The organism is Streptomyces sp. NPDC096310 (assembly GCF_044763125.1).
Taxonomy (GTDB): domain Bacteria; phylum Actinomycetota; class Actinomycetes; order Streptomycetales; family Streptomycetaceae; genus Streptomyces.
On the sequence record NZ_JBIWFO010000002.1, the window covers coordinates 271,443 to 281,802 of the forward strand.

At 72.7% G+C, this 10,360-nt stretch carries 12 protein-coding genes; 6 read left to right on the plus strand and 6 right to left on the minus strand.

Annotation, left to right across the window (positions count from 1 at the left end; genetic code table 11):
• Positions 1-2: 2 nt before the first annotated feature.
• Positions 3-464 carry a MarR family winged helix-turn-helix transcriptional regulator gene (locus tag ACIQ7D_RS06625; protein ID WP_403934252.1) on the minus strand — a complete coding sequence of 154 codons (462 nt, stop codon included), beginning with the start codon at positions 462-464 and terminating at the stop codon, positions 3-5.
• A gap of 94 nt (positions 465-558) precedes the next feature.
• Here ACIQ7D_RS06625 and ACIQ7D_RS06630 point away from each other — a divergent pair, with 94 nt between their 5' ends.
• The 3 genes from ACIQ7D_RS06630 to ACIQ7D_RS06640 all read left to right on the plus strand — a co-directional run bounded on the left by ACIQ7D_RS06630 (position 559) and on the right by ACIQ7D_RS06640 (position 2,304).
• The gene (locus tag ACIQ7D_RS06630) at positions 559-930 is read left to right on the plus strand and encodes a VOC family protein (protein WP_403934254.1); all 372 of its coding nucleotides are present in this window, start codon (positions 559-561) and stop codon (positions 928-930) included.
• A gap of 141 nt (positions 931-1,071) precedes the next feature.
• A complete protein-coding gene (locus tag ACIQ7D_RS06635) occupies positions 1,072-1,554 on the plus strand; it encodes a GNAT family N-acetyltransferase (protein WP_403934256.1) in 483 nt (160 codons plus the stop codon).
• A gap of 159 nt (positions 1,555-1,713) precedes the next feature.
• The gene (locus ACIQ7D_RS06640) at positions 1,714-2,304 is read left to right on the plus strand and encodes an ATP-binding protein (RefSeq protein WP_403934258.1); all 591 of its coding nucleotides are present in this window, start codon (positions 1,714-1,716) and stop codon (positions 2,302-2,304) included.
• On the opposite strand, the gene ACIQ7D_RS06645 is transcribed toward ACIQ7D_RS06640, so the two are convergent.
• The 5 genes from ACIQ7D_RS06645 to ACIQ7D_RS06665 all read right to left on the minus strand — a co-directional run bounded on the left by ACIQ7D_RS06645 (position 2,273) and on the right by ACIQ7D_RS06665 (position 7,555).
• A complete protein-coding gene (locus ACIQ7D_RS06645) occupies positions 2,273-4,399 on the minus strand; it encodes an FUSC family protein (RefSeq protein WP_403934260.1) in 2,127 nt (708 codons plus the stop codon). The genes ACIQ7D_RS06640 and ACIQ7D_RS06645 overlap by 32 nt on opposite strands.
• Positions 4,400-4,546: 147 nt before the next feature.
• Positions 4,547-4,801, minus strand: coding sequence for a DUF2630 family protein (locus tag ACIQ7D_RS06650; RefSeq protein ID WP_403934262.1), 255 nt, complete (start codon positions 4,799-4,801; stop codon positions 4,547-4,549).
• A 47-nt stretch (positions 4,802-4,848) separates the two neighbouring features.
• The gene (locus tag ACIQ7D_RS06655; protein WP_403934264.1) at positions 4,849-5,877 is read right to left on the minus strand and encodes an endonuclease/exonuclease/phosphatase family protein; all 1,029 of its coding nucleotides are present in this window, start codon (positions 5,875-5,877) and stop codon (positions 4,849-4,851) included.
• A gap of 166 nt (positions 5,878-6,043) precedes the next feature.
• Positions 6,044-6,436, minus strand: coding sequence for a hypothetical protein (locus tag ACIQ7D_RS06660; protein ID WP_403934266.1), 393 nt, complete (start codon positions 6,434-6,436; stop codon positions 6,044-6,046).
• A 210-nt stretch (positions 6,437-6,646) separates the two neighbouring features.
• On the minus strand, positions 6,647-7,555 hold the full coding sequence (locus ACIQ7D_RS06665; RefSeq protein WP_403934268.1) for a hypothetical protein: 909 nt from the start codon (positions 7,553-7,555) through the stop codon (positions 6,647-6,649).
• A 193-nt stretch (positions 7,556-7,748) separates the two neighbouring features.
• On the opposite strand from ACIQ7D_RS06665, the gene ACIQ7D_RS06670 reads away from it, so the two are divergent.
• The 3 genes from ACIQ7D_RS06670 (at position 7,749) to ACIQ7D_RS06680 (ending at position 10,324) form a co-directional block, all read left to right on the plus strand.
• Positions 7,749-8,324 (plus strand): hypothetical protein, encoded by a 576-nt coding sequence (locus ACIQ7D_RS06670; RefSeq protein ID WP_403934270.1) that lies wholly within the window; start codon positions 7,749-7,751, stop codon positions 8,322-8,324.
• 144 nt (positions 8,325-8,468) lie between these two features.
• Positions 8,469-9,092 carry an NADPH-dependent FMN reductase gene (locus ACIQ7D_RS06675; protein WP_403934272.1) on the plus strand — a complete coding sequence of 208 codons (624 nt, stop codon included), beginning with the start codon at positions 8,469-8,471 and terminating at the stop codon, positions 9,090-9,092.
• Between the two features lie 125 nt (positions 9,093-9,217).
• Positions 9,218-10,324 (plus strand): ATP-binding cassette domain-containing protein, encoded by a 1,107-nt coding sequence (locus tag ACIQ7D_RS06680; protein ID WP_403934274.1) that lies wholly within the window; start codon positions 9,218-9,220, stop codon positions 10,322-10,324.
• The last annotated feature ends 36 nt before the right edge of the window (positions 10,325-10,360 follow it).

Consider the following 10,360-nt stretch of genomic DNA (forward strand, 5'->3'; position numbering starts at 1 on the left):
CCTCACTCGGCGAGGGCGTCGGCCATGGTGTCGAGGTCGGCGAGCAGGGCGGCTAGCCGCCGCCGGGGAATGGCCTCGATCATGCGCTCCTCGATGGCGTACACGGCCGTGCGGGCCGCGTGCAGACGCTGCCGGCCGGCCGGGGTGAGGTGTACGGGCAGGGCGCGGCCGTGGTCGGTGACGTCCGCCCGGGTGATGAGACCGGCGTCCTTCAGGCCGCGCAGGACGACATTGGCCGACTGCCGGGTGACGAAGGTGCCGCGCGCCAGGTCGGCGTTGGAGAGGCCCGGCCGCTCGTCGAGGAGTTCGAGGCAGGAGTACTGCGGGACGGTGAGGCCCTGCTCCCGCAGCGCCTTGTCCATGGCGCCGCGCAGGGCGGCCGCGGCGCGCTTGAGGCGGTACCCCACGTGCTCGGTGATGTGGGAGGCGGGGTGGGGCGAGGGCACGTGCACACGGTCTTCCATGTCAATATTTTGACATACGCCCGAGCCGGTGCCTACAGTCACCGATGTCAAAGTCCTGACACCCAAGTCCTCGTATCGAAGCACGGGAGTATTCATGTCCGCCACTGTCGAAGGCCCCGATTTCATCGCTCTGCAGGTGAAGGACGTGCCCGCCGCGGCCGCCTTCTTCGAGGAGCGTCTCGGCCTCCGCCGAGCCCCCGCCTCGCCGCCCGGCGCGGTGGTCTTCACCACCAGCCCGGTCCCGTTCGCCGTACGCGAGCCGCTTCCGGGCACCGACCTGGACGGCGGCGGGCGCCCCGGCCTGGGAGTGGCCCTGTGGCTGCGCACCACTGACGCGAGCGCCCTGCGCGAGCAACTGGTGCGGGCGGACACGGAAGACGTCAGCCCCCTCCAGGACAGCCCGTTCGGCCCGATGTTCTCCTTCACCGGCCCCGAGGGCTACCGTCTCACCGTGCACGGAGGCTGACCATGACCACCGTCGCCCGCGCCTCCACCCGGCCCTGACGAAGGATGCGGAGACAAGCGCGCCGGCCGGCATTCCTCGCGGACGATTCCGTACGTGGTGGGCGGTGGACCGCCCCCCGAGCGTCCCGGCAGACTCGTCGCCATGGTGCGCCTGCGGGTTCTCAGGACAAGCGACTGGCCGTTGTGGCGGGAGGTCCGTCTGGCCGCGCTGGAGGACGCGCCGTACGCCTTCAAGTCCCGGCTCGCGGACTGGCACAGCGGCGGGGAGGAACGGTGGCGTACGCGCTTGGCGCTGCCCGCCGCCCACAACGTCGTCGCGCTGCTGGACGGCCGGACCGCCGGGATGGCCTCGGGCCTTCCCGGGGACGGTGGCACATACGAGCTGAGGTCGGTGTGGGTCAGCCCGCACGCCAGGGGCCGCGGCGTCGCGGACCGGCTGATCGCGGCGGTCCGGACGTGGGCCCGGACGTCGGGCGCCACCGCGCTGAAGCTCGCGGTGTTCCCCGACAACGAGGCTGCCCTCGCGCTGTACCGGCGCAACGGATTCGTCGTCACCGGAGAACCCGGAGACCTCCTGCCTGACGGGGTGACAAGAGAACTCGTGATGGTGAACCAGCTTCGCTGAGGGCGACATGGTTGAGAGAGCCTAAGGGCCGGAAGTGCGTTCCCCTATGGGTCGGGTGCGCCAGGCGTTGCCATTGAGCGGAGGGCGAAACGCGGCTCCTGGGGCGAGATATGTCGGTCTGGAAAACGTAAATGTCCCGTTACGGGGAAGTTCCTTCCCATGAACCACGACGCCCCCATGAAGCAGGACGACGAACAGCGCGATCCGCAGGGCCAATACGTCACTTTCCGGCTCGCCAGCCACCCCCGTAGCGTCGGCCGGGCGCGCCATGTGCTGCGGGCGCGGGTCGGGTTGACCGGGGATCCGGGCGCGACCGCGGCCCTGCTGCTGTCGGAACTCGTCACCAACGCGCTGCGGCACGGCAGTCCGCCGGGCCGGGAGATCGCCGTCACCCTGTTCCGTGCCGAGGGGCTGTTGCGGGTGGAGGTCGAGGACGCGGGGGACCACCTGCCGAGACCGCGCGTTCCTGAGGCGGAGGACGAGTCCGGGCGGGGGCTGGCCCTGGTCGCGGCGCTGGCCGACGACTGGGGTGTGGCGCCGCGCCGGGGGCCGGGGAAGCGGGTCTGGGCGCTGCTGAAGGTGCCGTCGGGCGGGGGTACGGCGGAAGTGCTCCCGTCGGGGAGCGCACCGGGGGTCTCGCCCGGGACCACCCCGGGGATCACGCCGGGCATTCCGCCCGGGGCCACGCCTGAGGTCACGCCCGACGTCACGCCCGACGTCACTCCGGGGGGCGCGGCGCGCGACCGGTGAGGCCCGTGCGGCGCTGCGGGGAGGCGATGGCGCGTGCGCCCCGTACCTCCTGGCGCAGCGGGGCCAGTACGCCCCTCTCGTCGCCGCCGAGGTCCGCCCGTACCTCCACCAGGACGGCGCTCGACCGCATACCGTCCGCCAGTTCGCGCAACTGGCGCTCGATCGCGGCGATCTCGGCGGGGGCGGGCGGCGGGGCGCCGTGGTCGACGCGGACGCGGGCCGCCGTCGTGGCGTCCACAACGCGTTCGACGGCGACGAGCAGCGGCCACCAGGCGCGGGCGCGCGTGCCGGTGGGCGGGGGCTCGGTCAGGGCGCGCTGGAACTCGGTGCGGACGACGGACAGATCACGGTAGATACGGCGGCGCGTGTGCACCCGCTCCGCACGGTCGGCGTCGGGCGGCGCGGCGAACGCGCACCGTACGTACTCCGCCGTCTCCTCGACCGCGTCCGCCAGCCGGTCCCCGATCCGCGTGTGCCAGCTCTCCGGCCAGAGCAGATACCCCGCGATCAGGGCGATCGCGCACCCCATCATGGAGTCGACGAAGCGCGGCAGCAGCAGGCCGGAGCCCTCGTGGCTGAGGAGGTCGGAGAGGAGCAGGATGACGGGGGTGATGGCCGCCGTCTGGAAGGCGTACCCCTTCGCCGTCATCGCGGGCACGATCCCCGCGATGACCAGCATCACCGCCACGTCCCACCAGCCGCGCGCCACGTGCGAGAGGATCGCCGCCGCGACGACGAGCCCGGCCACCGTGCCGAGGGCGCGCAGCACCGCCCGGGAGAAGACCGAACCGTAGTCCGGCTTGAGGATGAAGGTGACGGTGAGGGCCACCCAGTACGAGCGTGGTACGGGGATGAGGGACACCAGCGCCTGGGAGAGCCCGATGCAGAGCGCGAGGCGCAGACCGTACCGCCAGGAGTCCTCGGAGAGCAGCACGTCGCGGGTGGCGCGGCGGACGCGGACGCGGAGGGCGGCGGGGCGGCCGAGCCGGTCGTCGACGTTGTGCGGGTCGGGCTCGGCGTGGTGCACGACGGATGTGGCGTGGCGGAGCGCGGCGTCGACGGCGCGCTCCGCCGAGGTGGCGCCGGGCGGGCGGGGGCGGTCGTCCGGGCCGTCGGTGGCGCGCGGACGACCCGTGGCGACCGCGTCCGCCAACTCCCGTACGGCGGCGGGCACGGCGGCCGGCAGCGGCTGGCCGCGCAGATGGGCGGCGGGGGCGGCCTCCACCAGCGGGATGACGACGTTGAGCTGGGCGAGCAGCCGTACGAGCGGTTCCGAGCGGCCGTGTTCGCGGGCGCGGCGGGCGAGGACGAGGTCGTACGCCTCGTTGAGGGAGTCGGTGACGGCCTGGCGCCTCGTGTCGTACGCGTCCCGCCCCGGCCCGGGGAGGCCGCCGGTTCCCTGGCGGCCCGCCGCGGCGAGGAGGTCGGCCACCGCGCGGTAGGTGGCGGCCACGGCGGCGCGTTCCGGTTCGAGGCCGCGCAGGGGCCAGGCCAGCAGGGACAGGAGGAGGATGAAGAGCCCGCCGAGGGTGAACAGCAGCGGCGCCACCCACCAGGGTTCCGGCATCGCCAGCCCCGCGCCCAGGACGGCGAAGAGGAGGAGTTGGAGCCCCGAGGACGAGGCGACCGCGCCGATGGAGGACATCATTCCGGAGACGAGCGCGAGCAGGGTGAGCACGCCGACGGCCCACCAGCCCCGGTCGAAGACGAGCGCGCCGAGCGTGACGCCGACGGCTCCGAAGAGCTGGGGAACGGCGATGTTGAAGATCCGCATCCGGTACGCGTCGGCGGTGTCGCCGATGACGCCGTACAGGGCGCCCAGCGAGGCGAGCGCCCCATAGGCGGGCTGATCGACGGCGAAACCCACCGCGAGGGGGACGGCCATGCCGACGGAGGCACGGGCGACGGCGGCCCACGGGATGGGGGCGGAGCTGGGGCGCAGGCCCGCGAGCAGCCATGGGGGCGCGGAGGGCCGGCGCGGCGAGGGCGGGGCCGGGGGGCGTGGGGTCGCGGAGTCCGCGCCCGGGCCCGCGGGGGCCGGGTCTGCGCTCGGGGCGTCGCTCGGCTTACCGCTCGGGTCGGAGTGTTCTCCCATGGCGCCAGGGTGACGTACGTGGCCCGGCGCGGCCGACACCGGTGCCCGGCCCGGCGCTCCGCCCGCCTCCGACTGCGACTGCGGCGGGGGCCGGGACCGGGGGGGCTGGGGGACGGGGGCTGAGGGACGGGGGCTGGGGGACGGGGGCTACGCCTGGTAACCCTCGACCTCGCTCGCCGGCCGTACCCGCGCCTCGCCCGGGTTCTCCCCGAACTCCGACTTGGCGCGGCGCTGGCGCAGCAGGTCCCAGCACTGGTCGAGCTGGATCTCCACGGCGCGCAGCCGCGTCTCCTCCTCCGGCCCGAGGCCGAGCCGGCGCGTCGAGCGGTCGCGCAGCGCGCGCTCCTCCGCGACGAGCGTGTCGATGTCGCGCAGGATGTCGGCATTGGGTTCGTCGTTCATGTTCCGATCGTCACGCCGGGCCGCCCCGCCCGCACGTCGAGCCGCGGTCAGTGGAGTTCGAGGCCGACGAGCAGCGACCGGTGGTCGGTGTGCGCCAGGTCCAGGAAGCGGGCACTCCGTACGGAGAAGTCGTCGCTGACCAGGACGTGGTCGATCTGCGCGCCCAGCGGTCTGGGCAGGCCGGCGGGCCAGGACGGGGTACGGCCCGCGCCCGCCAGGAGCGCGCTGTCGCGCAGCCCGCCCGCGTCCAGGACGGCGCGGAACGCGGCGTGGTCGCGGGTGGCGTTGAAGTCGCCCGCGAGGATCAGCGGCGCGCCGGCCGTCTGCTGCGCGGCGGCGAACGTACGGATACGGCCCAGTTCCGTATGCCAGTCGTCGACCATGCCCGGGATGGGCGGCAGCGGATGCGCGAGCTGGAGCCGCACCGTACGGTCCCCGACGCGTGCCGTGGAGCCGGGCATCGCGAGGAGACCCGGGATGCGCGCGGCGTCGGTGAGCGGGAAGCGGGAGAGGATCGAGGAGCCCTCGGCGCTGCTGGCCTTGACGACGTTCCGGTACGGGTAGTCGGCCGCCGGTATCCGTTCGTCGAGGAGTTCCACGCAGCGGAACTCGCATTCCTGGACGAAGACGAGGTCGGGCTTCTCGCGGCGGATCACGTCGATCAGGCCGCGGGTGGCCTGCCCGTACTCGACGTTGGACGTCAGCACCTTGAGCATGACGGGCGCGGCGCCGCCGGTCCGGCCGGACCCGGACCCGGCCGCGGACGCGGCCTGCGTGTCGTAAGGCCGCAGGAACCACCCCCCGGCGCCGACCACGACCAGCGCCCAGACCACCCCGGCGCGCCAGCGCAGCAGCACGGTGAGGAGCAGGGCGACGGCGGACGGGACGAGCAGCCAGGGCAGGAACGCGAGGAACTGCGGTACGGGGGTGATGCCGTCGCCGCCCAGGGCGCGGCAGCCGAGGAGGACGGTGGCGGCGAGGAGGAAGAGGCCGGTGGCCCCGAGCAGCAGGCGCTGGATAAGGGGGCGGGTGACGGGCGGTGACGGGGCGTCGTCCGTACGGTTCGGGCTGTTCAACGGGGTGGGCCTCTCGCGCTCGGCCTGAGGGAAGTCACGGCCTGATGGAGGTCACCATCCTTCCGCACGCCTGGAGACCGCACACACGTGAAGGCGGGAACAGCGACGGCTACCGCTGTTCCCGCGAGGTTGGTCGGGACTCTCTGTCCTGGGGGGTGCCGGACCGTCAGGTTCTCATGCCCGATCCGGCTCCTGCTCCGGCACCGAGTGCGCTTCGATCCGTGGCCAGCGCCCAGATGATGAACGCCGACATCGCCATGCCCACGACGGCCCACACCGGCTGGTGTGGCAGATACATGAACTGCGCGATCAGATTCAGCCCCGCGAGTCCTATGGCCGGGTACCGTGCCCACCTGGACCGTGCGAGGAGTGCCATACCGACGAGGGCGAGCAGAACGCCTATCGCCAGATGGATCCAGCCCCACGATGTCAGGTTGAACGAGTAGGTGTAACCGGCGGTGTTGAGAAACGCGTTCCTCCTGATCGCCGCTATCCCCTGGAGGATGTCCGTCACTCCCATGACCAACAGGAGGACGCCGGCGAAGAGGCTACCGCCCATTGCCCAGGCAGCCTTCCTTTCCGCATGGGCTCCGGTGCCGTGTCCTACGCCGGTGGTTCCCATGCCCATTCCAGTACCAGTACCTGTGCCTGTGCCCATGCCCGAGGTGGGGGGCCGCTGTGCTGTGTTCTGGCTCATATCCCCATGGTGCTCCAAACAGAACAAAAGGGACATTCGACCGGGTGGTATCGGCATAAAGATTGAGTAAAGTCAGGCGTGGCGGCTCTGACGGTGCCTCTCCCGGCGGCCCGCGAGGGTCCCCGCAAGCCAGGTGACCAGGGCCAACAGCAGCCCGGCGCCCAGCAGGGACCAGCCGGTGATACGGAGCGAGCCGGTCAGCGCGTCGTAGAACGCGGCGCCGGCCGACCGGTCGCCGCCCGCCGGCAGGCCCTGGAGCACGGTCCCCCGCGCCACCGCGACGATCACGACCAGCAGCGCCCCGCCCGCCGCGGCCGCGAGACCGACACCGGTCAGCGCCCGGCGCCGACGGCCGGCCGGGGCGGCCAGTACGGTCGCCGCCGCGAGCAGCGCGGTGCCGACCGCCGGCCAGATCCCGGCGGCGCGCAGCCCTTCGGCGACCTGGCGCCAGACGCCGAGCCCGCTGGCCTCCAGGACGACGATCCGGCTGTCCCTCACGGGGATCCGATCGGCGAACGGCACCCCGTCGGCCACCAGTTGGGCCTTCACCTGCCGGACCACGGGCGCCAGATCAAGGGTCACGGCGTTGCCCCGCCCGCTGGTCAGGGCCTGTTCCACCGTGGAGTGGGTGGCGCGTACGGCCGTCCGCCACGCGTTCTCGTACGCCTCGGACCCGGTGAAGGACAGCACGGCGTCGTGCAGCAGACCCCGTACCGCCCGCCGCGCGTCCTCCTGGAACGGCCCCACATCGAATCCGCTGCTGTCGATCTCCGCCATGACCTGGTCCGTGATCCGGTTCGCCAAGGTCGCCCGTACGGCGGGCTCGGAGCCGAGCGGCGCGGTGGTGGCCACGAAACGGCGGGTGTCGCCGATCTCCAGATCGGACCAGGCGGCGAACGCGCTGAGCGGGGTGAGGACCGTCAGCAGGAGGATCAGCGCCAGGGAGAGGGAGGTCCGGTGGTAGGTCCGGTTGGTCCGCACCCCTCAAGGGAACGCGGACCGGCCGGTCCGCGCGAGCGGTGCGCCGCCGACCCGGTGAGGAGAGGGACGGGAGGAAGGGAGAGGGGAGAAATGAGAGGCAATAAGAGGAAAGCCGGGCTTGACGGGCACGGTGGGCGGGTGTGCTCTGGATGAAGTGGGGGGCGTGGGGGTGTGAGGGAAGGAGTTCCCGGTCATGGCCACACCTGTTCTGCCCGGCCGGCACGGCGGCGCCCCGCTCCGTACGCCAGGAGCCCGTACGCCTGAGGCCCGTACGTCAGGAGTCCGTACGCCCGGTACGTCAGGAGCCCGTACGCCCGGGGCCTGGATGCCAGGGGCGCACCGTACGTACGGAGCGGCGGGCGCGCACGGCGGGCGCGCCGCTCAGGGCGCGCACAGCGTGCGCTCCGGGCGCGGCGGGCGGCGCGTCTCCCCGCTCGCCATCGGGGTACCGCTCTTCCTCGGCATCGTCTACGGCGCGTACGCACAGGCCATCGCGCGCAGCGGCGGACCCGCGACCTGGGGGCAGCTCGCCCTGGCGCTGATCTCCGGCGCGGCGTTCGCACTGCTGCTCTTCGGGCTGCTCAGGGTGGAACACTCCCTGTCGCGCGAACTCAGGGCGGCGGCCTGGGGCGTGCTGGTGGGCGGGTCCATCGGCTTCCTCTACAGCCTCACCGGGCACAGTGTGCTGCTGTCCTCGGGGATCGGCCTCGCGATCGGCGCGGGCACGGTCATCGCCACCTTCTACCGCTTCTACACACGAGAACCCTGAGGTCCGTGACGACCGCGCGGCCCGCCAGATCCGATCTGGCGGGCCGCGCGGTCGCGTCTCGCGCCTGAGAGGTGAGGGAGCGCGGGCAGTACAGGCGCAGGTACACGTACAGGTACAGGCGCAGGAGGGGAGTACGGGGGACCCATGGAGCAACCACCGGAACGAAGGCAGTCGTTGCCGCCACAGGCGGAGCCGTCACGGCCGTTGCGCGTCGCGGTCATCATCGGCAGTACGCGTGAGGGGCGCGTCGGCGATGTCATCGGCCGCTGGTTCGCGGACCGGGCGGCCGGGCGGGACGATCTGGAGCTGGCGGTCGTCGATCTGATCGACTTCGACTTTCCCGCGCACTACCCGGACCGCCCGACCCGGCAGATGTCCGCGTTCGCGGCGGAGGTCGGGCGGGCGGACGCGTTCGTGGTGGTCACCCCCGAGTACAACCGCTCGTTCCCGGCCTCCCTGAAACAGGCCATCGACTTCGCGTACGACGAGTGGCGGACCAAGCCGGTCGCGTTCGTCAGCTACGGCCATGGCGCGGGCGCCGGGCTCTACGCGGTGGAGCAGTTGAGGTCGGTCTTCACCGAACTGCACACGGTGACGCTGCGCAACGGGGTGAACATCAACCTCTTCGAGGACTGGCCGGTCGGCTCCGCCGCTCCCTCCGGTGCCTTTCGCGCCGGGGACCGGGCGGCGGGGCTGATGCTCGACCAGCTCGGCTGGTGGGGGCTGGCGCTGCGCGAGGCCCGCGAGGCGCGCCCGTACATCTCGTGATCCGCGAACGGACCTGCCCTACGAACAGAACGACGCACAGAACGACGAACAGACCTGCGGACGGAACCACGGACCAAGGACTACTGACCACACGGACCCCACGGACAACGGACAAGGGAACAGCAATGAGCACTGATCTGGCGATCGAGACCAGAGGGCTGGTGAAGGTCTTCGGTGAGAACCGGGCGGTCGACGGAGTCGATCTCGCCGTGCCCGCGGGCACTGTCTACGGGCTCCTCGGGCCGAACGGAGCGGGCAAGACGACCCTCGTCAGGATGCTGGCGACGCTGCTCCGGCCGGACGGCGGTGAGGCGCGGGTCTTCGGCAAGGACGTACGGAAAGAGGCGGACGCGGTACGTGGCCGGGTCAGTCTCACCGGGCAGTACGCATCGGTCGACGAGGACCTGACGGGTACGGAGAACCTGGTGCTGCTGGGACGGCTCCTCGGCCACTCGGGACGGGCCTCGCGAGAGCGGGCGGCGCGGCTGCTGGCGGCGTTCGGTCTCACCGAGGCGGCGGGGCGGCAGATCAAGCACTACTCGGGCGGGATGCGGCGCCGTGTCGACATCGCCGCGTCCCTCCTCAACACGCCGGACCTGCTCTTCCTGGACGAGCCGACGACCGGGCTCGACCCGCGCAGCCGTAACCAGGTGTGGGACATCGTGCGGGCCGTCGTCGCGCACGGCACGACGGTGCTGCTGACGACGCAGTATCTGGACGAGGCGGACCAGTTGGCCTCGCGGATCGCGGTGATCGACCACGGCCGGATGATCGCCGAGGGGACGAAGGGCGAGCTGAAGGCGTCGGTCGGCGCCGGGGCGGTCCATCTGCGGCTGCGGGACGCGGCGCAGCGGACGGAGGCCGAGCGGGTGCTGGCGCGCGCACTCGGCGCGGGCGTGCAGCTCGACCCCGACCCGGTGGCACTGACCGCGACGGTCAACGGCCACGGCACCGAGCAGGGCGCGGCGGAGCAGGCCGCGCGGGCGCTGGCGGAGCTGGCCCGCGCCGGGATCACGGTGGACAACTTCTCGCTGGGACAGCCGAGTCTGGACGAGGTCTTCCTCGCCCTCACCGAAGGAACACCGGTCACCGCCGGCACCTCGCACCACAGCCCGGACACCTCGCACGGCGGCCCCGGCGACGAGCTCGGCGTGCGCCCCCCCCCCCGGGCCGGCGGCGGGGGGGGGGGGCCGGGGGGGACCACCCACACCACCCCCCGGGCGGGGGGTTGACCGCCCCCCACACCCATAACCGCGAAGCACACGCGC

What these genes read in the sequence shown, in the direction of transcription:
- ACIQ7D_RS06635 (WP_403934256.1), top strand. Translation starts at nt 1,072, where the DNA reads ATGGTGCGCCTGCGGGTTCTCAGGACAAGCGACTGGCCGTTGTGGCGG.
- ACIQ7D_RS06675 (WP_403934272.1), top strand. Translation starts at nt 8,469, where the DNA reads ATGGAGCAACCACCGGAACGAAGGCAGTCGTTGCCGCCACAGGCGGAG.
- ACIQ7D_RS06660 (WP_403934266.1), bottom strand. Translation starts at nt 6,436, where the DNA reads ATGGGCGGTAGCCTCTTCGCCGGCGTCCTCCTGTTGGTCATGGGAGTG.
- ACIQ7D_RS06640 (WP_403934258.1), top strand. Translation starts at nt 1,714, where the DNA reads ATGAACCACGACGCCCCCATGAAGCAGGACGACGAACAGCGCGATCCG.
- ACIQ7D_RS06625 (WP_403934252.1), bottom strand. Translation starts at nt 464, where the DNA reads ATGGAAGACCGTGTGCACGTGCCCTCGCCCCACCCCGCCTCCCACATC.
- ACIQ7D_RS06670 (WP_403934270.1), top strand. Translation starts at nt 7,749, where the DNA reads ATGGCCACACCTGTTCTGCCCGGCCGGCACGGCGGCGCCCCGCTCCGT.
- ACIQ7D_RS06650 (WP_403934262.1), bottom strand. Translation starts at nt 4,801, where the DNA reads ATGAACGACGAACCCAATGCCGACATCCTGCGCGACATCGACACGCTC.
- ACIQ7D_RS06680 (WP_403934274.1), top strand. Translation starts at nt 9,218, where the DNA reads ATGAGCACTGATCTGGCGATCGAGACCAGAGGGCTGGTGAAGGTCTTC.
- ACIQ7D_RS06630 (WP_403934254.1), top strand. Translation starts at nt 559, where the DNA reads ATGTCCGCCACTGTCGAAGGCCCCGATTTCATCGCTCTGCAGGTGAAG.
- ACIQ7D_RS06645 (WP_403934260.1), bottom strand. Translation starts at nt 4,399, where the DNA reads ATGGGAGAACACTCCGACCCGAGCGGTAAGCCGAGCGACGCCCCGAGC.